At 39.6% G+C, this 22,466-nt stretch carries 23 protein-coding genes; 2 read left to right on the top strand and 21 right to left on the bottom strand.

Features of this window, described 5'->3' with window-relative positions; all coding sequences use genetic code 11:
- Window positions 1-25: 25 nt before the first annotated feature.
- From UFO1_RS02455 to yabP, 5 genes are all read right to left on the bottom strand, one after another.
- Window positions 26-457, bottom strand: coding sequence for a S1 domain-containing RNA-binding protein (locus UFO1_RS02455; protein WP_038667541.1), 432 nt, complete (start codon window positions 455-457; stop codon window positions 26-28).
- Between the two features lie 82 nt (window positions 458-539).
- Window positions 540-833, bottom strand: a complete 294-nt coding sequence (locus UFO1_RS02450; protein ID WP_038667538.1) for a septum formation initiator family protein — start codon at window positions 831-833, stop codon at window positions 540-542.
- Between the two features lie 92 nt (window positions 834-925).
- Window positions 926-1,396, bottom strand: coding sequence for a spore cortex biosynthesis protein YabQ (gene yabQ, locus UFO1_RS02445; protein ID WP_038667534.1), 471 nt, complete (start codon window positions 1,394-1,396; stop codon window positions 926-928).
- Between the two features lie 4 nt (window positions 1,397-1,400).
- A complete protein-coding gene (locus UFO1_RS02440; RefSeq protein ID WP_144390858.1) occupies window positions 1,401-2,135 on the bottom strand; it encodes a lytic transglycosylase domain-containing protein in 735 nt (244 codons plus the stop codon).
- 213 nt (window positions 2,136-2,348) lie between these two features.
- Window positions 2,349-2,630 (bottom strand): sporulation protein YabP, encoded by a 282-nt coding sequence (yabP, locus tag UFO1_RS02435; protein ID WP_038667528.1) that lies wholly within the window; start codon window positions 2,628-2,630, stop codon window positions 2,349-2,351.
- A 117-nt stretch (window positions 2,631-2,747) separates the two neighbouring features.
- On the opposite strand from yabP, the gene UFO1_RS02430 reads away from it, so the two are divergent.
- Window positions 2,748-2,990 carry a hypothetical protein gene (locus tag UFO1_RS02430; protein ID WP_038667524.1) on the top strand — a complete coding sequence of 81 codons (243 nt, stop codon included), beginning with the start codon at window positions 2,748-2,750 and terminating at the stop codon, window positions 2,988-2,990.
- A gap of 260 nt (window positions 2,991-3,250) precedes the next feature.
- On the opposite strand, the gene UFO1_RS02425 is transcribed toward UFO1_RS02430, so the two are convergent.
- From UFO1_RS02425 to pstC, 11 genes are all read right to left on the bottom strand, one after another.
- Window positions 3,251-4,489, bottom strand: a complete 1,239-nt coding sequence (locus UFO1_RS02425; RefSeq protein WP_371256645.1) for a Ger(x)C family spore germination protein — start codon at window positions 4,487-4,489, stop codon at window positions 3,251-3,253.
- A 64-nt stretch (window positions 4,490-4,553) separates the two neighbouring features.
- Complete coding sequence (locus tag UFO1_RS02420; protein WP_038667521.1) at window positions 4,554-5,729, bottom strand: Ger(x)C family spore germination protein; 1,176 nt, start codon at window positions 5,727-5,729, stop codon at window positions 4,554-4,556.
- Entirely contained in the window at window positions 5,722-6,840 is a 1,119-nt protein-coding gene (locus UFO1_RS02415) for a GerAB/ArcD/ProY family transporter (RefSeq protein WP_038667518.1), read from the bottom strand. The genes UFO1_RS02420 and UFO1_RS02415 overlap by 8 nt, the downstream gene beginning before the upstream one ends.
- On the bottom strand, window positions 6,833-8,509 hold the full coding sequence (locus UFO1_RS02410; protein WP_236639316.1) for a spore germination protein: 1,677 nt from the start codon (window positions 8,507-8,509) through the stop codon (window positions 6,833-6,835). The genes UFO1_RS02415 and UFO1_RS02410 overlap by 8 nt, the downstream gene beginning before the upstream one ends.
- A 116-nt stretch (window positions 8,510-8,625) precedes the next feature.
- Entirely contained in the window at window positions 8,626-9,600 is a 975-nt protein-coding gene (locus UFO1_RS02405; protein ID WP_038667511.1) for a SpoIID/LytB domain-containing protein, read from the bottom strand.
- Between the two features lie 55 nt (window positions 9,601-9,655).
- The gene (locus tag UFO1_RS25110; RefSeq protein WP_158442768.1) at window positions 9,656-9,823 is read right to left on the bottom strand and encodes a hypothetical protein; all 168 of its coding nucleotides are present in this window, start codon (window positions 9,821-9,823) and stop codon (window positions 9,656-9,658) included.
- Between the two features lie 20 nt (window positions 9,824-9,843).
- On the bottom strand, window positions 9,844-11,076 hold the full coding sequence (locus UFO1_RS02400) for a Ger(x)C family spore germination protein (RefSeq protein WP_038667506.1): 1,233 nt from the start codon (window positions 11,074-11,076) through the stop codon (window positions 9,844-9,846).
- Complete coding sequence (locus tag UFO1_RS02395; protein ID WP_038667503.1) at window positions 11,061-12,158, bottom strand: GerAB/ArcD/ProY family transporter; 1,098 nt, start codon at window positions 12,156-12,158, stop codon at window positions 11,061-11,063. Before UFO1_RS02395 ends, UFO1_RS02400 begins: the two co-directional genes overlap by 16 nt.
- A complete protein-coding gene (locus UFO1_RS02390; protein ID WP_038667500.1) occupies window positions 12,151-14,031 on the bottom strand; it encodes a spore germination protein in 1,881 nt (626 codons plus the stop codon). The genes UFO1_RS02395 and UFO1_RS02390 overlap by 8 nt, the downstream gene beginning before the upstream one ends.
- 550 nt (window positions 14,032-14,581) lie before the next feature.
- Window positions 14,582-15,442 (bottom strand): phosphate ABC transporter permease PstA, encoded by an 861-nt coding sequence (gene pstA, locus UFO1_RS02385; RefSeq protein ID WP_038667498.1) that lies wholly within the window; start codon window positions 15,440-15,442, stop codon window positions 14,582-14,584.
- Window positions 15,442-16,329, bottom strand: a complete 888-nt coding sequence (pstC, locus tag UFO1_RS02380; RefSeq protein ID WP_038667495.1) for a phosphate ABC transporter permease subunit PstC — start codon at window positions 16,327-16,329, stop codon at window positions 15,442-15,444. Before pstC ends, pstA begins: the two co-directional genes overlap by 1 nt.
- 262 nt (window positions 16,330-16,591) lie before the next feature.
- Here pstC and UFO1_RS02375 point away from each other — a divergent pair, with 262 nt between their 5' ends.
- Window positions 16,592-17,977: a PhoH family protein gene (locus UFO1_RS02375; protein WP_038667492.1), complete on the top strand. Its 1,386-nt coding sequence runs from the start codon at window positions 16,592-16,594 to the stop codon at window positions 17,975-17,977.
- 363 nt (window positions 17,978-18,340) lie between these two features.
- On the opposite strand, the gene phoU is transcribed toward UFO1_RS02375, so the two are convergent.
- The 5 genes from phoU to mazG form a co-directional block, all read right to left on the bottom strand.
- The gene (phoU, locus tag UFO1_RS02370; RefSeq protein ID WP_038667489.1) at window positions 18,341-19,000 is read right to left on the bottom strand and encodes a phosphate signaling complex protein PhoU; all 660 of its coding nucleotides are present in this window, start codon (window positions 18,998-19,000) and stop codon (window positions 18,341-18,343) included.
- 16 nt (window positions 19,001-19,016) lie between these two features.
- Complete coding sequence (pstB, locus tag UFO1_RS02365) at window positions 19,017-19,772, bottom strand: phosphate ABC transporter ATP-binding protein PstB (protein ID WP_038667486.1); 756 nt, start codon at window positions 19,770-19,772, stop codon at window positions 19,017-19,019.
- Window positions 19,773-19,867: 95 nt separating this feature from the next.
- Window positions 19,868-20,557, bottom strand: coding sequence for a response regulator (locus tag UFO1_RS02360; protein WP_038667483.1), 690 nt, complete (start codon window positions 20,555-20,557; stop codon window positions 19,868-19,870).
- A gap of 66 nt (window positions 20,558-20,623) precedes the next feature.
- Window positions 20,624-20,899, bottom strand: a complete 276-nt coding sequence (locus UFO1_RS02355; RefSeq protein WP_038667480.1) for an HU family DNA-binding protein — start codon at window positions 20,897-20,899, stop codon at window positions 20,624-20,626.
- A gap of 103 nt (window positions 20,900-21,002) precedes the next feature.
- A complete protein-coding gene (gene mazG / locus UFO1_RS02350; RefSeq protein ID WP_038667477.1) occupies window positions 21,003-22,460 on the bottom strand; it encodes a nucleoside triphosphate pyrophosphohydrolase in 1,458 nt (485 codons plus the stop codon).
- Window positions 22,461-22,466: the final 6 nt, after the last annotated feature.

Here is a 22,466-nt window from a genome sequence, read left to right as displayed (position 1 = left end):
CATTACGAAATGCTCTGATGAACCATCATTGAGAACGAGCAGCGCCACGTCCGCCACGTTTGGATTCTGTATTACGTTTTAAATCTCCAAGACGCTCATCGCTGTCTTTTAAGAATTTAGTCAACTTGTCTTCAAAGGACGGCGCATTTACTTTACCAAAACGCCGATTATCATTGGCTGGTGCTCTCCTTGGAATAGGATTAGGAGCTGGACTTGGACTTGGTGGTTGAAGCTGCTTAATAGACAACCCAATTTTCCCACGTTCATCAACTGACAAAACCTTAACTTTTACTGGATCTTGCTCTTTAAGGAAATCCTTCACATCACGAACATATACATCAGCAACTTCTGAGATATGAATTAAACCTACCTTTCCCCCAGGCAGCTCTACAAATGCTCCGAAATTTGTAATACCTGTCACAACGCCCTCAACCACACTGCCAACTTCAATGGACATACTAATCAAACTTCCCCCTTAAAAAACTATGTTTTTCATCCATATTATAACCTTGACACCGAAAAGGTGTCAAGAAAAGCCGCTATAAATTATTTTTTTCTGCTGTAATGAAAGGAATCTCTCCCGGTTTTACTAAACCAAGTTCTTCCCGCGCTATTTTCTCCACATATTTGGAATCCTGCAACGCATTACGTTCCCCTTTTAGCGCCCCATTCGTTTGTTGTAATTGTTCGAGTTGCATACGTGTGCTTTCGGTCTCATGGCGAATAGAAGCTAGCTGACTCTGTTGGCTAACCGTTAAAAATAAAAAATATCCTCCAAGTACTAGGATAAATAATTTAAACCACTTAACTCGATACTTATGCCGCCCTTGCATTGATCACACCACCATCTAAAAAATATATTACGTCTGAAGTATCTTTATTCGTCAACTTGATGGTGCATTCCTCTTTTTAAATAATCTCTTTTCTATTTTTTCTCATCAATCGGTGGTTTTGGATACTTTTTATGATACCAGATCCTCACCTTTCGATTCGTGAATTTAAATGGCCACCCTATTATTTCCATGCACAATAAGACTGGCTTGATGATTAGCACAATAAAAATTCTTTTAATAAGTACAATAGTCTTTTTAATCAGCTTAATTACAACTGAAAATAAACGAATCATATATAGACTTAGCAATCTATAATAAAAAACTACGCCACTTATAATTCCTAAAAATACATAGAACCTAAGTTCTCCCCAATTACTTATTACTAAAGCGAAGAATACAATCACAGTTGCTAGTAGCCAGTATAATAAGTCAGTAAACCAGGTCGTCAGTACTTTAGGGCGAAAAGTACCTCGTAGAACTCGATAGCCATCAAATAACACTCCTAATAAAATACCCGTGGCAATCGTAATTAGAAAAGAGGTAACCTGACTATTAAATTGCACTGCTTCACCCCCAGCGCCACGAATGATGATATCTATATAAACCTCTCGCTACCCACAATAATCCTAGGATTGTAGCAATAAAACACCAACCTATGAGTTTATGTACATTCTCCCACTGTGTTAATGAGAAAATAGAACTAGGTAGCGGATAATGACTTAACTCATACCAATTGTCAATTACCCGCTTAGTATAGGTAATCGTTTCCTCATAGGGAGGTATACCACCATACTTATCCACAGCTCCCGGACCCGCATTATAGGCAGCTAAAGCCAATACCATATTTCCTTGGTATTTATTTAGTAATTGACTGAGGTATAAAGTGCCAATACTAATATTAAGTTCTTCGTTATAATAACATTCCAAACTACACTCCCCTGGATGACGACCAACGCATACCTTACTTTCTTGATTGATCTGCTGCCATGTTCCAGGCGTAATTTGCATTAAACCATAAGCCCCTGCTGTTGATTGAGCACGAGGTTGAAAGGAACTCTCCGCTTGAATCAAGCTAGCAATTACCTGTGCATTAATCCCAACTTGGCGAGCATGACGATTGATATTTTGTGCATAAGGTATTTTGCTATCAACATCTGCTATGGTGTAGGCATTCTCATTAAAAGTCTCCCATACTAGATTATGATTGCCTAGATTTAGGTAGCCTATTAAGGTATAAATCGCGAGTTCCAACACCAATATAATCAATCCTACACGCCACGTCATCAACAATCGTCGCCGCAAAACAGTACTCCTTTCTTAAGAACTGGACTAGTCATTGATAATAAAGAGATTTTTTCGTAATAAGAAAAGACTTGGCCTATGCCAAGTCCTCAGACGCAGGCAGAAGCCTTAGTCGTTCTTACTTGGAATCAAGAAAGTGTTATACTTTCTGATTCCGTAAAGAAAACTTGGCTTGCGCCAAGCCAAGATCCTTTAAAGTTACTAAGGATGTTTTTATTTTAAGAACCGTTCTAACAATCCTTTCTTCCCATGAGAAGAATCGTCATAAGAAAGACTTTTAATTACGCCATCCACTACAATATTACCCTTATCTAGGTTTAGCTGTTTAATATTAAGCCCTTCCCCTTTTATCAGCAATAATCCCTGTTCCGTTTCCATGATGACTTCCTTTTCATCATAACTGCCCAAGCTGCTAACACCATCAATTGTTATTTCCTCACGGTCAACTAAAAGTATTTGGTGACGCCATGTAGGTGTTTTATCATCGATCCCCATAGAAAGAATCCTCCTTTATGCTAACTACTCCATATATATGACCCCTATTCAAGAAATAGTACATTAGAATAATTTGGGTATACTAAGAAATAATTCCTCAGTAAAAGGAGCTTTTTTATGATCCTAGAGCAAGCCACACTGTATCACCTTTGGCAAAAAGTGTCCTATGAAATTGTCCACAAAACTACAATCTGGGTTTTACTGGTTTTCTTTACCACTGCTGGAGGCTCATGGCATCTTGGTAACATTTTGGCAAAACACAATGCAAGGGGACGTGAGGCAAACCTTGCCCATAGAACAGCCATAGGTTATACTGCTGCTGGTATCTTTTTCTGGTTGTTCAGTATGGTTATGGGGTAAGATGCCCTTGTGGCATAAGAAAAACGCTACGCGTCCTTTTGAACCACAAAGACACAAAGGTCACAAAGGGGTTCTATCCATTTCATTCCCATCTTCTTTGTGTGCCGCGATAGCGGCATTGTGTCTTTGTGGTTCAATCTTTTTAACTAGAAACTTATAAATTCTGATACCATAAGAAAAGCCTTAGTCGTTCTTACTTGGAATCAAGGAAGTGTTATACTTTCTGATTCCGTAAAAGTAAGCAGGCAAAAGGCCTGCTTTTATTTGTGTTCTCCAACATTCTCTATTATCACATTAACAGAAGGTATTAAGGAAACATTTGGGAATCCCTCTTCATTCCAATGTTCTTTTACTTTTTCCCAGGCTAATGGCTGATGCGCTTTTAGTTTAGCAGCAAAATCTCCAGGATCGGCTTGTAAATCTTGGTAACTATGTAAAGCATATAATATATTATGCGTTACTTCCTCTGCTACTAATACCTCAACTCTATGCAGCGCTTCCTCGTCCATTGGATCAAAATGATTCCCACATTGGCTTTCACCAAGATTTCCTTTCATTCCAATGTCCAGGGTAAAATAAATATCGTCTCCATTGATATGGGGGGTCAACTTTGTTTCATGACGAAAAAGCTCAAAGGCAAGTATCTTACCTGGATGGTCAGGACATTCAATTGTAATGATAGATGACTTTTCTGAGGCACTAAAAAAGGCCGTTCCCTTAGTAGCATACTCATCTATATACCCAACAAATTTACCCTCCTTAAATAAAGCCGTTCCACCTAGCTTTACTATATCCCCTTCCAACTCAACTCGGTCTATCTGTACTGTTTTTTTATTATCAATTGATTGTGAAGTTTCTCCTAAACCTGAATTCCACCCTGGAATATGAGGGTTTTTCTTGTATAATTGTAGGCTACGGGCCAAAAATAGCCCCCCTGGCTCACCGCTAGGAGGCTTAAACTCCAAAAGTTTTTTCGCCTTACCGGAAGTAATTAGAGGCTTTATTAACCAGCGCATTTCGGTATCCCTGCGGAATAGATCAATTAGAGGCTGCAATCCCCCCTGCTTGGCAGCTTCTTCGCTAATGACAATTGCCTGAATATGTTCAAACCAAAACCCCTTACTTGTTTGTCCTAACATATCCCTTAGCATTTCAAACATAGACTCACCAATACCAGAAATAACATACGTTGAAACAGATGCCTTTCTTGGTGCCTCACCACTTGCAGGCGTAAGCTGCAGTATTTGAAAACTAAGGCGGTAAAGTTTATCACCACTAGGCTGTATAAAGCCTTCAAGAGACTTTTTATCTTTTTCCTGCTTTGCGTCTTCCCCCTCATCCGCTTTGTCAATGCCCACCGCTAACACAAAATGTCTTTCCTGTAATTCCTTTTGATCCCAGCAGCCACCAATAAGCAGACTGATCGTGATAATAAGAGTACATCCTAAACAGGACATACACCATTTACCAATTTTAGAATGTGCTAAATAAGATAACAAACTTCACCACCTCCACAGCATGCCTTGCTACAGGTAGTCCCAATGAGCCTTTTACTTATACACCCTACTTATGGCTACCAATATTTCTTATTGTCACATTAACAGAAACATATAAAGGAATGGTAGGATATAGCTCATCCCATTGGTCTTTTACTTGCTCCCAAGTTTCCGGCTCATGTGCCTTTAATTTGCCGGCAAACCTGCCGATAGCGTCTACCTTCATTTCTTTTTTTAAAACCCTCTCTGCATAATAAATATTACGCTTAATCTCCTCCGCAAAAGCTGCTTCCAGCATTTGGATATACTCTGGGTCCATCGTATCATTTACATTAATATCCCCTTGGATCTCTCCAATATTTCCATACATGGAAATTTCTTCAGTGAAATAAATGACGCCATTTTCCACGTGGGGTGTTAGCGTTGTATCATGGCGAAAAAGCTCAAATACAATTTGATGCCCAGGGGTTTTAGGAGAATTAATTGTGATGACAGCTGACTTATCCGTGCCTAACATCATTTTAGAACCTGCTACAGCATACTCATCTGCATAACCAATAAACCTATCCTTTTTAAATACAGCAGAACCGCCTAGCTTTACCACTTTATCAACCATTTCGATTCGCGGCAAAATAACATCACTTTTATTATCAAAATACTGAACTGTATAGCCAAGATCAGTCCGTGATGCGGCAACATGAAGGTTTTTAAGATGCAGGCGGCTAATATTGGCTAGAAAGACACCACCAGGTTCCTTTGATGGAGGGCTGAATTCAATTATGGGCCGAGCCTTCCCAGACGTAATATATATTTTAATCCGAGAGCGCATTTCTGCATCCCGTTTAAAAAAATCCAGAATTTCTCCTAAATCTACTTCTTTTAACACAGCATCACTAATAATAATCACTTGTATATGTTCAAACCAGAGAGACTTACTACTTTGTCCTAACATGTCTCGGACTATCTCAAACACAGACTCACCTGTATTGGATTTGACAAAAGTCCTAGATTCTTCCTTTTGTTCCCCACCTGGAGCTAACTTTAATATCTGTAAACTCACTCGATAGCGTTTACTACCATGGGGTTGGACAAAAGTTTCTACTTCTTTCACGTCATCAGCCTTATCAATGGCCACTGCCAATACAATATTACGATCCTGCAATTCCCGCATATCCCAGCAGCCAGATGTCATAACACATAGAAAAATGATTAATAAACAACCAATCCACTTCTTTTTAGCCACACTCCTTACCTACCTTACGTTTTTGCCACCAAGTAAGTAGAAGAGCCATGGGTACTACGCCAAAAGAGAATGTTAAGCCTAGCCACATTGTAAATTTCCCTAATACTTCGTCTATTTGTGGATTCTCAATCAACATGGCTCCTACATAGATTATTGGTACCAAAATCAATAGGGCAGGACGATGATCAGCATGCCGACACCGCCGCATACATACTTCTGCCATAAAGAACATCATCGCTGCCAAGGTATCAAATACAACGGGTATCCAAGTTACTAATAAATAATTTTCCAAACGCTCCAAAAATGTCCCTGGCAATTCCACACTGCGAATGACAATTAAAGATGGAAAAGGCACATTCTTGGCATCTTCCACTGTTAATACTCCAATAGTAAGTATGATAATAAGCATAAATACGATACTAAGCCCCACAAAAGCCAGGCCAACCGTTTTAGCTAATTTAGAAAGGCTTACTTTTCGATAGACTAAAGGAAGTAATAATAGTACACATTCATACCCACTATACATACCCCATGTGGTAAAGCTACCCAAAGCCACTCCCTTTATATCTAATGGCCATAGAGGCAGCATATTTTCTGGCTGAAAATTTAAGATACTAGTTAACCAAACCAAGATCAATATACTATAAGCGATTACAAATAGGAACTGCTGTATACGCAAAATCGTTCCCCAATCCTGCAATGCACAATAGGTACATACTACTAATAAAGCCAAAATTACTACCTCGGGTGGCGTCCGATCAAACATGTAGAAGGTTATAATTCTACCTACACCGTAGAATATTGTGATAACTTGCATATAAAATAGCAAATTGAACCAGAAAATCACAATACCGCCGCCAATACGTCCAAAAATTTTTGGGGCATATTCTACTATCGTCTCATCCGGATACTGCTTGCCCAGCCTTAGCATAAAATAAGTAGCAGTGTAAAAAAACATTCCTCCCAATAGAACACTGATCCATGCACCATTTTTAACTTGAGCAATTAAACCTCGGGGAGTCAGCATAATTTGAGCACCTATACAAGTTACAAAGACTACAATTGCTAACTGCCATGCAGACATATGTTTTTTTACTTCTAAATTAGCCATCCTCCTCACCAATCCTCGTTTGATCCTTAGTACCAAATTCTTTAGGCCTTTCTTTTAGTAATTTAGCAGGCAGCCTGAATATACCGTCTTTCCAATCGGATAAAAGATCAATATCAAACAATCCTCCAATATAGGATTCGCCAAAACTGCGCAAGGAAGATGCATGTATTGTCACCGCTAGTATTCCTATTATGACGCCATATAGTCCTAAAATAGATGCTAAAGTTAGCATGGGGATTCGCAGCCAACGCAAGGCCAAATTGAAAGGGTAAGAAGGCATGGAATAAGAGGCTATGGCTGTAATCGAAATTACCACTACTAACAAGGGATTAATTAACCCAGCTTGCACTATCGTTGTACCGACCACAAAGGCACCAAGCATAGTAGCAGCACCAGCCAATCTTTGGGGTAGACGAACAATAGCTTCTTGAAACACTTCTAGTAAAACCTCCATCATAAAGGCTTCTAAAAAAGAAGGGAAGGGAGTACGCGCCCTCAGTTCTGCTACGGAAATCGCCATAGTAGTCGGTAACATCCCTGGATGATAGGAAACTACAGAAACATAGATAGCTGGTAGATAAATAGCAACAAAGGCCGCGAAATTTCTAGTTAAGCGAATTAGGCTGGAGATTACTGGTTGTATCGTATAATCATCTGGAGATTGCATGATCGTACTATACGTACAGGGGACCATTAGTGTAGCAGGTGTACCATCTACGATAATTGCTACCCTTCCCTCATATAATGCCGCAAGAACTTTGTCTGGTCTTTCTGTTGTCTGAAGCTGGGGAAAAGGTGACCAAGGATGATCTACGATAAACTCCTCAATCTTAGCTGAAGCTAATACTTTATCCGTTTTGATCAATCCTAGGCGGCGCTCTACCTCTTCCACCAAGCCTGGTTTCACTAAATTTGCTACATACAGCAGAGCAACAGAAGTCTTCGTCCGTTCCCCTATCTTTAATATCTGCACTTTAAGATTGGTATCCCGAGAACGGCGGCGTATCAAAACAATATTGTCTGGAAGACCTTCATTAAAGGCTTCATTGGGTCCTCTTAAAATATGTTCATTATTCGCTTCGCCAATATCACGTTTCACGTATTTAACAGCAGAAATGCTCAAGCCCTCGGACAGACCATCTATTAATAATAGGGCATTTCCCGTCATCACTGCCTCAATTGCCGCGCTGGCTTTGGTTATCACACTCATGGAAGAGGCTTCTAATACATGCTCCGAAATACTTTTCATGGAAGTAAAAAGACTGGATTGGCCACCTGAATTCACATTGTTCGATCTTGTTTGTCTTATTAGCGGTTTAAGGATATTTCTCTCCAAGTTGGAGGTATCCGCCATACCCTCTAGGTAAACAAGTAATGCTTTCTTCCCATCTGCATAAAAGCTGCGAAATTCAATATCACCGCAATCCTTGAAAATAGTTCGTAATAAATTCTCATTTTCTGTTAATTTACTGGTAAAGACAAAGGGTTCAGAGGAAGGAGCTGCAACTTGACGAAGCTGGGCAACAATCTGCTCTATCTCGTCGCTAAAGGAAATGCTTTGACTGGTCATCTGTTGTAATTTGTTTAATTCTTTTTTAGCTTGTAGTATCGAAGCTTCCGGTCTATCGGCAGATAGTTTCCGAATTTTAGGGCATTTCAATCTTTTCATACCATCCCTCCTTCCTGTAATTTCTATTTTTTGCGTTTCACTCTCTCTTTATACCAAGAACCCATAAGTATGTTACATAGAAAAACAGCCAGAATAAAAATCTGGCCGTTTTTTTATTAATTCCAACGTTTTTCAATTGTTACATCCTTGAAGTATTGCCCAATGATCTCCTCTGGTTTCTTGCCCTTCGTTGCTAAATTATTTGCCCCCCACTGGGATAAACCTACACCATGACCATATCCTTTGCCGCTAAAAACTATGGTGTCACCGCTAACCTCTACCTTATCCAGCAGCATGGATTTAAGTTTTGTACTGCCCAGCCCCACCCTTACCTCTGGGGCAGATACTTCTAGAGTTTTGTTAATTAATAATGTAGTTGCACGACCTGAAGGTCCTTTTTTCCCAATCTCTACACTGTCGATAGTAGCAGCCGTTTTTCCCATCTTTGTCATAACATCTATCATTTCTTTTTTCGTAAAAGAAGCTGTCCAATTTTGCACATCACTAGGAGCTAGTTCATCGGGAGAGTTAACCGATTGAATGTAGGGAGGTTCCTCATCCTTAAAGTTAAGCCCTTCTTTCGCCATCGCTGTGATACCGCCAGCAGAGGCGTGAAACCAAGCATGAATTGGCTTACCTTGATAGGTAGCTACCATGCCTCGCGTCATCTCAACTGCCTTTTTGACACGATCATTTACTGCTTTTCCATCATAAGCTTGAAACTCCTTAATATCCGTAGAAGCTTGCGTTCCCCTTGCTGGTACACCGCCTTTTTCTTCTATGGCTTGTACCGTAAATGTTCTTGCCAATATGGCTTGTGCTGCTAAAGCCTCTACTGGCCAATCATTTTTCATTTCCCCTGCGACTACACCTGCTATATACTCTTCCATCTTCATGGTTTTCTTTTCTCCTGTTTCATGCATAAAAACAGTAATATCAGGTTCATTCCCTTGTATCGCTTGCTTCTGATTGGCAGGCGGCGGAGTTTGTTGCTCCGGCTTAGACTGAGGCGTTTTTAAGAGAGAGCAACCACTCATCAAAAGCACACCGATTACTAATGTTGCAATTAGATACCATTTTTTAAATCCCATCTTTTCTGCCTCCTTATTACTTTACTTGTAGTATGAACGGAAAATAGAAATACATTCATAACCCCTCACTTATCATGTGATAAATGGGCAAAGCTATATTAAAAAAGACAAGAACAAATACACCAAATGCCCCGAATCCATTTCCATTCTTTTTTAACCATAGGCAAAATGAGATTCCGTGGATACCAGCTAATAAAGCCAATAATAAAAACACGTAGTCCATGCCTTATTCTCCCTTTCCGATTACTTCTCCATAGGAATCGTCCTAAGCATCAAACCAGTACGACGAATTTTCGTATTAATTTCAACATGCACCTCGGCCTGACTATATTTTTCATTCCAGTTATAATCCAAGAAATCTTGCATATTGGAAAACAGGGGATGCATATAGTAGCCGAAACCTGCGACATCCGAGTTAAGTTCTTGGGTATGTCGAATAAAATTGGCCATTTCTTCTTGCAGAACGTTATTTATCTGGGATTCTGCTAACTTCAAATAACTCTCTTCCTCATAGTTAATCCCTGATGTAATATTGGTAAATTCACCTTCCAGTAATACCTTAACAGTAATTAGGGGATGACCATCTTTTAGCGTCGCTTTAATTTTAGGAGAGGAACCTAATCGCAAATAGACGTTTACATAAGATTTAGGGTCAAGAGGATCTTCTACGGATAAAAATCCACGGTGGAATGTACCTAATAACATTGCCAGTATACGGGTTTCTGTTGTGCTTAGCATTCCCACCATTTTATCTCCAGAAAATATGGCAGTACCAGCAAACTCTGCAGGATTTCCCCCTTCACGGGGGATCTCTCCCGCAATATATCCATTGGTCTTGCCGCCAGGAACTGTTGGCACGGTTATCTGTCCTTTACCAGATTGCGGATTGATACCAACTAACGTGGCATAAGGTTGAGAACTTCTACTCTTAAGCCGATGGTAAAATTGATGAAAGCTAGTACGCAGAAAATAACCTGATTCCTCTCCTGAACTAAGCACTGTTTCAAAATACTTAGCTGGTGACATATTTGTAGTAGGTTTGCTTTCCTCTAAAAATTTTTTAGCTGTACCACGTGCTATTAAAACAAACATTGATCCACGATATTCCCGATAGCGAAACAGAGACCCCCAAATATCCGTCAATCCTTGCCTGGATAATTCTTCTCCCAGCACTAATACTTTCGTATGCGAGAGTGAAGGCTTAGCTGCGATCGTAGAATTAAGTAGATTAAGTGATTCGGCTATGGTTGCTGCTGTATTGCTGATTAGAAAGGCATCCCCTCCAGCTTCTTTACTGCCTTCTACACTGGGTTTAGCGATCTTGTATGTTACTGTAACCATTCCTTTTTCCTCTGCTTTATCAAGGCCCATAGCAATAATATAAGCAACCTCATTGCTTTCTCGCGCCCCATTACAGCCAGAAAGCACCATAGACACCCCCACTAAAATAACCCCTACAATTAAACGGAGGTACATCCTTTCTTCCTCCTTTTCCACAATGCCATGCTAAACAAAAATGTAGGAAAAACGTATATGCCAATATCAAGTGCCGCTAGTAAATATTGATCTACTTTAAGGGTATAACCAATATCAGGAGGCAGCATGGCCAAATTGCCAACAATCAACGCTCCTAAAGGCACAATGGGCCTTAAGGTCGGTAATTTGAGTAACATGGCTATTAAATATAAAGCGACATATAAACCACCGGCAACTGCTAATAACCCCAAGATTACCCAACCTATGATAAATAAAGCTTCAATTCGTTGAATATACTGATTGAGATAAACTAAACGGGCCAATTCGAAAAGGGGCATCGTCTTTTCCGATCCTAAAACTCCAAAAACCATTATGTAAACCAAACTAAAACTAATTCGTAATACTCCTGCGCCACATAATGCATAAAGCGCTGCCTTTTTTATTGTTTGTACATTTTGAAATGCAGGAGCTAAAAAAATCAAAGCTAACACGCCAAAATTATAACCTGCGCCATTGACTCCTGAAATTATCCCGCGAAAAATGCCATACCCCTGCCAAGGACTTAAATTGTAGCCAATATAAAAAGGAATAAGCATAAGTAATATTAAAACAAGTCCACCGAGTAAAAATGGGAAAACAATATAACCTGTACGCGTCAATGCTTCTATACCTAAATAACATATAACGCTAACAGTAATAACATACCAAACTATCACCAATTGGAATTCTACCTGAGGCAAAGCAGTTTCTAATGTATATTCTGCATATAGACGCAGGGTCAAGGCACTATTACTAAGAAACATAACACTATAGGTTAGGAGTATAAACCATGCTCCCAGCTTCCCTACTAACTTCTGAAATACGATAAAAATGTCCCCGGTTACGTATTTGCACACATAAACCATCATAAAAAAAACTAATAAACCTATTACTGTGTATACAACCTCTGCTAGCCATAAAATCTGCCCATTTTCCTGAATTAGATTTGAAATGGTGGACAAAAATAGCCGAGGAATTACAAGCCAAAAAACTAGTCCTACACCATCCATTAAACCTAACTTCCCCGTATGATAGCTATTCATCCTTTTCTCGCCCTCTCCGATTTTTTCTAGTCCAAACTCTACTAATAGTTTCTTGCCTTAGAGAATCCTTTGTATTGAGTTCATCAGGTCTTCTTTCCTGTTGGTAAACAGGGCTTCTAAGAACTACATCTCCACCATATACTGTCTTTGGTGCTACAGGTGTCAGATAAGGCATACCAAAAGATTTCATCGAAGAGATCATAGCAACTAAAGCCAAGAGACCACAGGCAATTCCAATAAGCCCCATCCCCATTGCTAATAGGATAAATAAAAACCGAAATAAGCGAAAAGCAGAGGCTAAGCGATAATCTGGGATACTATAGGATGCTAGGCCCGTCACTGCAATAACAATTACCATCATGGGACTTACAATTTTTGCCGTAACTGCCGTTTGCCCTAAAATCAATGCACCTACAATACCAATCGTTGACCCTAAGATACCAGGAATACGAAGTCCTCCTTCACGAATCAGCTCAAAGGAGATTTCCATCAAGAGGATTTCTATAATAGTAGGAAAAGGTACTTGTGCCCTAGCAGCTGTAATGGATAATAGTAAGTCCGTTGGTATTGCTTCCTGATGAAAAGTGCTAATTGCCAGATATAAGGCTGGTAGTAATAAGGACAGCATGGCGCTAAACCAGCGAATGATACGAAGCATATTGGTATAATAAAGGCTTAAACTAAAGTCATCAGAAGCATGCATTAAAGTAAATATAGAAACAGGTACAATATGGCCAAAAGGACTACCATCTACTAAAATTCCGACCCGTCCTTCTGTTAAGTGCACGGCCATTCGATCCGGTCTTTCTGTTGACAGAGTCTGAGGAAAAGGATTGCGAGGATCATCTACAATAAAATGCTCTAAGATACCTGAATCTGCAATGAAATCTACACGAATTCCTTTAATCCGCCTTTTTACTTCTGAAACAAGCTCTTTATTCGCAATAGATTTTATGTACATCACCGCACAATTGGAATGTCCCCGAGCCCCTACAGGGATCATTTCTGTTACCAAGTCACTGGCATGCAGCATGGTTCGAATTAATGCCGTATTAACACGCAATACTTCGGTAAAGGCGTTTTGTGAACCACGTACCGACTGTTCTGTTTCCGGTTTACCAATACTACGGTGTTCATAGCCTTTAGCCTCTACAGCTACCGCTTCATCACTACCTTCAAAAAATAAGATGGCATCGCCCGTGTTAATTCCTTGTTGTACCTCTACAAAGCTGCTGATTCGTGTCGCTTGTCCACTGGGCAAGCATTTTTCCATAATAGAACCGATTAAATCTTCCCCTTCTAGCTTTTCCTTCCGCTCTTGCATGAATAACAAGGGCTCTAGAATTGATAAATTTACCACTTTTTTATCAATTAGGCCATCCATAAACACCATCATGACTTGTATTCTAGGCTGGGTTCCGATACTAATTTTTCGAATTACAATATCTTTGTTTATGGGCAAATTGTAGATGGCTTCTAAGATTTTTTCGTTTCCATCTAGACTGGTGCTTACAACAGAATTATTATACATACCATCCGTACTGCGATTCTTAAGAAGTATCTCTTTTATTTCTGTCCACTGGGTCTCTATTTTTTCAAAATCTTTTTTGACTGTTTCTATTACTCCAAACTCTGGATTATTCTGTAAGGTTTTTATTGCTTTATTGAGGAATTGCTGTAAGCCTCTAGCGTAATCCAATAAAAACTCCATCTCACGACTACGTTCTTGTAAAGCAGTTGTTGAGAAATTATCCTTTTCCTCCGTATCATACTCTGTTTCATCAAGAACAAAAGGATCCAGCTCTTTGGGTGGTTGAAAAAGTAGCAAATTTGCCATATCAGAAAATATCTTAGTAACCGTATTTTTCTCCATGCTACTCCCTCCCCCTGTTTATCTTCTTATAGCTTTACCAAAATGAACTTTTTTACTACTATAAAGAAGACTTGATTCAGATGGAGTTTTAACTCCATCTGAATCTTAGTCGCACTTATCCAGGGACTTAGCCGCTCTTAACTCCCACTTATATAAGTGAGTCTTGGATTCGAAAATCCTTAGAGCGAACTTACTTCGAGTTTTACAGACTGTTATCCTAACCAGAGGGCAGGATATTACAGCCTGTTAACGAGATGAAGATGGGAGTCTTAGAGCGGTTTAGTCATCGGATAAAGTAAAGGATAGGGAGCATAGAACCTTTCCCCTTGTGTGAGCACTTTACATCATTGTATCTTTACATTTTTATATCCTAAAATATAAGAAAAGACTTGGCTTAGGCCAAGTCCTCAGACGCAGGCAGAAGCCTTAGTCGTTCTTACTTGGAATCAAGGAAGTGTTATACTTTCTGATTCCGTAAAAAAGAGATTGTTCCCAATTAAGGAAACAATCTCTTTTATCTATATATTAAATGTCCGTTATCAATTACCAATCAATGATTACCAACGCCTAATTTTTTCTGTAGAACTTTACTAGGTATGGTGAACAATAAATTCAGCATTAAAATGGTAATAATCAGTAAGGCTCCAGCGCCATTGGCTACATCAACTCTGTCAGGTACAAGCCCTACTGCCATAACGTACCAAAGATGTACAGCTAAGGTTTCTCCTGCTGCTGTCACATCAAAATTGACCATTTGCCGTCCAACCGTTGTACCAGCTGTAAAGATTAGAATCGCTGTTTCACCTAAAGCTCTGCCTGCTGTCAGCGTGATACCCGTTATAATTCCCGGCAACGCATTGGGTAATACAACTCGCCAAATTGTCTGCCACTTCGTAGCTCCAAGAGCCAGACTCGCTTCCCGGTAATGCACAGGAACGGTTCGGACTGCTTCTTCCGTTACCCTCACCAATACAGGTAAATTCAGCAAGGTAAGAGTCAAGGCCCCACCGATAATACTAAAACCCATACCTAATAAATTCACAAACACAATCATACCAAATAAGCCTAAAACAATGGAAGGAACGGTAGCTAAACTCTCCGTACTTAAACGAATAATATCCGTTAGACGATTGTTCCCTGCATATTCTGCCAAATAAACACCTGCGCCAATAGCCAGCGGTATAGAAACTAACAAAGATAAAATTAGAATATAAAAGGAATTAAAAAGCTGTCCACCAACGCCGCCCCCCGCCTCAATATCACTAGATCGGCCAAAAATAAAGTCCCAGGATAATACAGGTACTCCCTTATATAAAATAAATAATAAAAAGGCAGCTAAAATTCCCAGAATCACAACACCTGCAAACCACATTGCCAGGGTAGCCACCTTATCAATTATCTTTGCAGACATTAAGCCACCCCCTTTCTAGCAATACGGCGAATAATAAGAATCATTAGCAAAGACAAAACTAAAAGAACGAATGCCATCAAAAACAAAGAATTTCCCCAAGCAGAACCAAAGGGCGTATTACCCATTTCTACGACAATTTCACTAGGCAATGTAGAGGTAGGCATAAACAAGGAAGTTGCCAATTGTGGCGTATTACCAATTACCATTTGCACTGCCATGGTTTCCCCCACCGCCCTTGCCATCGCCAAAATAATCGATGTCAAGATTCCAGGTAAAGCTGCGGGCAATAATACATTCCAAATGGTTTGCCACCGGGTTGCACCCAGCGCTAAGGAAGCCTCTTCCAAACTTTTAGGAACAAAACGTAATGCATCCTCCGAAATACTAACGATAGTTGGTAAAATCATAATCGCCAAAATAATAGCAGCTGCTAATAAGCCAAACCCCATATTGACATGAAAATAGTTTCGAATAAAGGGAACAATAATGGTCAAACCAACAAAACCATATACTACAGAGGGTATGGCTACGTATAAATCAGTAGCAGGCCTCATAATTTTACTTAACCAGGGTGGAGCTATTTTCGCCATAAATACAGCACCAGCCAAGCCTAAGGGTGCCCCAAATAAAATAGCCAACGCCGTAACCGCTAGGGAACCTGCAATAAAACTTAACGCACCAAAACGATTGCCCATAGGATCCCATTTCGCTGAAAGGAAAAAATCAAGAGGGCTTACCTCGCTAAAGGTCATCAGCCCTTGACCACCTACAAAGATAATGATTGTTACGATAATTAACGTCATAAAACCAGCACTAGCAATAAATACATATTTCATATAATAATCATATAATAATTTCATTTTATGTTCTTTGTCCACGAGCTGCATTTTTAATCCCTCCTATTTCTATAAAGATTTGACTAGGCCAAATCTTACATGCATTGTCCTTGAAAAAAAAGGCTATATACCTATATAAATTGTAACCCATCCCATCTTTCTCTTTGTTATGATATTGTTAACAAATTGTTAAGTCTATACACACTATTTCGCTTAAATTTCCATTAAAAATCTTACTACATAGTAACTCAACAGTCTCACTATTGCATATAATAAAACATAAGAAGTAATTCTTAATCAGAGGAGGATTACATTGAAGAAATGTTACGTTATTGATACTAATGTTCTCCTACATTCACCAAACGCAATATTCACTTTCAATGAGCACACTGTAATCATTCCCGAAGTGGTCCTTGAGGAACTAGATCGTTTTAAGTCTGAAAGCAACGAACGAGGTGCTAACAGTCGTGAAGTCAGCAGAATCATTGATACTCTACGGACTACAGGAAATTTATTAGAAGGAGTCGCTCTAAATGAGCACGGCGGAAGGCTCCAAATTGAAACGAATCATCTTAATACCAAACTCCCTGCCAATTGGCCCCGTTCTAAGCCTGATAACCGTATCTTACAAGTGTGTAAGGGATTAGCAGAAGCCGATCATTTTACTGTATTAGTCAGCCGGGATACCAATATGCGGGTAAAAGCTGCAATCCTCAATATTCAAGCCGAGGACTTCCGCAATGAAAAGGTAGCTAGTATCGAGGAACAGTATACAGGACGTGGTACTATCTATACATCCTCTGAAGTTATGAATGCCTTTCACCAAAGTGATTCAAATTCGATTGACCCTGCATCTTTATTTGCTTATAACGAAGTAACCCACTCATTAGTAGCGGCTCCTTTAGAAACAAACCAATTTTTCCTAATTCGTTCTACCGATAATGATCGCCATACTGCTTTAGGTCGTTTTAATGGTGAAAAACTCGTTCATTTGCGCTATCATAAACACAATCCTTTTGGGGTTGTTCCCCGCAATATCGGACAAATCTTTATGCAAGAATGTCTCATGATGAGTGCCGCGGAAGCTCCCTTAGTCATTATTAAAGGCCCAGCTGGAACCGCCAAAACCTTTTATGCGTTAGCCGTTGGTTTATACCAGCATTTCGACTGCCGTCCAAGGGATTATAACCATATCCTAATTTGCAGGCCTAATGTACCTATGGACGAAGACATTGGTTATCTTCCTGGGTCAGAAGCTGATAAAGTAAGTCCCTTTATGCGAGGTATTCGGGACAATTTGTTTACACTGATGAACGGAAGTACCATCGATGATGCAAAAGAATTGGCCCAAGCAGAAGATACAGTTCAACTTTTATTTGATAGACATGTTATCCAAACAGAAGCCTTAGCTTTTCAACGAGGACGATCTTTACAAAAATATTGGGTAATCTTAGACGAAATGCAAAATTCCACACCTCGTCAAGCCAAAGGAGTTATTACTAGACCAGGGCTGGGGACTAAGATTATCCTACTTGGTGACCCTGCCCAAATTGACCATCCTTACTTAGACAGCCAATCCAACGGACTGGTATTTGCCAGTGAAAAAATGCGAGGCTCTAAACTATGTTTTCAAGTAACCTTGCAGCATGATGAATGTGAACGATCCCCTCTAGCTGCCGAAGCAGCTCTTAGGTTATAAAGAAGACTTGATTCAGATGGAGTTTTAACTCCATCTGAATCTTAGCCTTCTTATCCAGGGACTTAGCCGCTCTTAACTCCCACTTATATAAGTGAGCCTTGGATTCAAAAATCCTTAGAGCGAACTTACTTCGAATTTTACAGACTGTTATCCTAACCAGAGGGCAGGATATTACAGGCTGTTAACGAGATAAGTGAGCCTTGGATTCGAAAATCCTTAGAGCGAACTTACTTCGAGTTTACAGACTGTTATCCTGACCAGAGGGAAGGGTATTACAGACTGTTAACGAGATGAAGATGGGAGTCTTAGAGCGGTTTAGTCATCGGATAAACCGCAAAAAAATAAACTGCCATACTTGGCAGTTTATTTTTTACGCATCCGCTGTCCTGTTTCTAAATAAATAACCCATTCCCCGATATTGGTAGCATGATCTGCAACACGTTCTAAATAACGTGCTACAAACAGTAGTTGGGTCGCTTGCTTTATATTACGGGGATCTTCCATCATATAAGTTAACAATTCACGGAATGTTTGATGGTAAATATCGTCTACCTCATCATCCGCAGCACACACCCGTTCCGCCAAGGCAATATCAAGGTTGATATAAGCTACCAAAGAATCCTTTAGCATCTTTTGCGCCATGGCTGACATTCGCGGGATATCTACCAAAGGCTTAATAAGTGGCTGTCCAGCAATACTTAGGGCAATTTTAGCTATATCAAAGGCATGATCTCCGACCCGTTCCAAATCTGTTGTAATCTTGAGCCCTGTACCTATAATTCTTAGATCTCTTGCCAAGGGCTGCTGTCTTGCAATCAAGACCATACACTTATCTTCAATATCACTTTCCATATTATCAATATAGTCATCCCCAGCCATAACCCGCTTAGCCATCTCTACATCTTGTGTTGTTAAGGAGGCTACAGCTTGCCCAATAGCCAGTTCAACACGATTTCCCATTTCTAAGATCTCATTTCGTAGCTCTTCGAGATCATGATTATAACTTTGTCTGGTACTAGTCATCCTTTAACCTCCTTTATTAACCAAATCGGCCCGTAATATAATCTTCTGTCCGCTTATCTTGAGGTCTAGTAAATATAACATCTGTCTTGTCATATTCCACCAGCTCGCCATTTAAAAAGAATGCAGTATAGTCCGATACCCTAGCAGCCTGCTGCATATTGTGAGTAACCATCACGATTGTATATTTTGGTTTTAACTCAGACACCAATTCCTCAATTTTCATAGTGGATATAGGATCAAGAGCAGAGCAAGGTTCATCCATTAACAGTACCTCAGGCTCAATTGCTAGTAACCTGGCAATACATAGGCGTTGTTGTTGTCCACCTGATATACCCATAGCTGAACTATGAAGTCGATCCTTGACTTCTTCCCACAGCGCCGCTCCTTGTAAGCTTTTTTCTACAATCTCATCAATTTGGGCTTTATTTTTCATACCATGAATCCGAGGGCCATAAGCAATATTATCATAAATTGACATTGGAAATGGATTGGGTCTCTGAAAAACCATCCCCACTCTTTTTCGCAATAATACTACATCTGTGTCCGGATGATAAATATTAAATCCATCTAATAGGACTTCGCCTTCTATTTTCACATTTGTAACTAAATCATTCATACGATTTAGCGTCTTGATAAAAGTCGATTTACCACAACCAGAAGGCCCAATTAAAGCTAATACACTGTTTTTCTCCACACCAAGAGATATTTTTTTTAAGGCCAGTGCATCTCCATAATATAATTTAAGTTTATTTACATGAATTTTATAATCCATAATACGTCCTCCTGTAATCTTGGGCTTTCCTACTGCTATAAAGAAATATACCACAAAATACAGTGAATTATTATTAATTTATTATTACGTTTTTGTTAAATTTCACTAAAGCGATAGCCTACGCCTCGAACCGTTTCTATCGCCTCTGCTACTTCCGGCTGAGTTGCCAGTTTTGCTCTTAAATGCCTCACATGTACATCTACAGTACGCGTGTCACCAAAGTATTCATAGCCCCATACTTTTTCAAGTAGTTGTTCACGGGTATAAGCTTTACCCACATTTGTAATAAATAGCTTTAGTAGTTCATACTCTTTGGGTGTCAATTCTAACTTTTCATTATCTAGATAAGCTACATAGCTGGCAAAATTCAAGCGTAATTTACCAACCGCCAATTCACCATCATGTACACTTTCCTTGTGGCTACGACGTAATACTGCTTTAACCCGGGCAACTAGTTCTCTTGGGCTAAATGGTTTAGTCATATAATCATCAGCGCCTAATTCTAAACCGACAATCTTATCCACTTCTTCATTTTTGGCTGTCAACATAATAATAGGAATACTTGCTGTGTGCTGTTGTCCCTTAAGTTTGCGGCATACTTCCATACCATCGATACCTGGAATCATTAAATCCAAGATAATTAAGTCCGGTTTATCGCTCCTAACCAGTTGGAGCGCTGTATGACCATTATCAGCCTTTAAAACTTGAAAACCTGCTTTATGTAAGTTAAACTCAATTAACTCTGCTATAGTAGGCTCATCATCAACAATTAATACATTACTCATTTTTACACTTCACCACCCTTAAAATAAAAACCAGGTTATAATAACCTGGTTTTTATTTATAAAATTTTATTGATTTACGATGTCTTTCAAGCCTTTACCAGCCTTGAAAACTGGGTTTTTAGATGCTGGAATAGTAATTTCAGCACCAGTTTGTGGGTTGCGACCTTTTCTTTCTTCACGTGTTTTCACTTCAAAAGTTCCAAAGCCAATGATTTGGACCTTATCTTGTTGTGCCAAAGCTTCCTCAACACTAACAAATAAAGCATTGATAGCTTTCTCAGCATCCTTCTTAGTCAAACCCGCTTTTTCTGCAACACTTGCAATTAACTCAGTTTTATTCACAAAAATAGCCTCCTTATGAAAATCGTTACGAATAGCTTATTCGCTATCATTTTTTTTATTCCTGTCTATTTTCTAAAAAAATACGAAAAAAACACGAATTTCTTTAAATTTTGTGCTTTTTTGCCTCTTTCCAGAGTAAATCGAGCTCTCCAAGTGACATTTTATCCCAATTATGGCCTTTTTCCTTCACTTCTTTCTCAATGTACATAAACCGCCGACGAAATTTGTTATTTGTAGTATTTAATGCTATTTCTCCATCAATTTTCAAAAACCTTGCCAAATTCACTACAGAAAATAATACATCTCCTAGTTCAGCTTCTATGTCAGCAGCTTGTCCCTCTGTACAGGCCTCCTTTAATTCCGTCAGCTCTTCATATATCTTGTCCCATATTGGTTCAATACAATCCCAATCAAAACCTACTTTAGCCGCTTTTGACTGCAACTTATATGCCCTCATGAGGCTAGGGAGCCCTTTTGGAATACCATCAAGTACAGAATGCCTGTCATGACCATGCTCCTGCTTTTTAATTGCGTCCCAATTAAGAACTACCTCGCCCGCATCCCGTACTTTAATATCACCAAATACGTGGGGATGACGGCGCACCATTTTCTCTGTAACTGTATCAATTACATCCTGCATTGAAAAGATCTTGGATTCTTCCGCTATGCGTGCATGAAACACAATTTGCAGTAATAAATCGCCAAGTTCTTCACATAAGTCATCTCCATTTTCTAACTCGATGGCCTCTAACACTTCGTACACTTCCTCCACCATATACCGTCTAAGGCTGGGGTGTGTTTGTTCAATATCCCAGACACACCCCTCTTTCGAACGAAGTTTTGCCATGACACTAAGAATCGGCTCTAAAGAAAAAGACTGACTTACTGCCGGACGATGAGGCACATACACACTTGTGAGGTGATCAATACCAGGCACCCTATCCAATTCAAATAAAGGTACTGTCAATAGTTGTTCATCAGGTAAGCCTAAATTCTTCACAACAACCACTTCATAATCATCAGGATAGTTTTCCATTAAGACCAATTTCGCTTCAGAAGCAACATAAGCATTATAGACCTGTGTTACCACCAAAGCTGTTGTCAATTCGGGCGGTATAGCTGCCAAATCGGCGGCATCAAGTACCGTGATACCTTCAATCGGATCTATGGCTAAACGCGTATATAGGACTTCTAAGAAACTCATCCCTGGCAATATGGTAATAGGTACATTTTGTTCTATCGCTAACTTTCTAATTAGTACGACAGTTTTTTCCGCCACAAGAGGGCTGCCTGGAACGGCATATACTACTTTTTTCCCCATTACTGCCTGCTTTATACATTCCTGGGCAATGGCCATATAAACCTCTTCAAAAGACTCTTTCTCTTCATAAATAGAATCATAACTAGTAAATGGTATTCCAAGCTTCACAAGTTCTGCGACTGTTGGATGTTTTGCGGTACGCAAAAGTAACGTTTCTGCAGTTCTTAGCTTTTCAAGGGTATCGACTGTAATAAGACCAAATGAACCTGGTCCTAAACCCACAATTGTAATTTCTCCCATGTTATC

It is taken from the genome of Pelosinus sp. UFO1, assembly GCF_000725345.1.
Classification (GTDB): Bacteria; Bacillota; Negativicutes; order DSM-13327; family DSM-13327; genus Pelosinus.
Note: the sequence above shows the minus strand (reverse complement) of the source record. Positions and strands in the feature narration are given on the sequence as shown.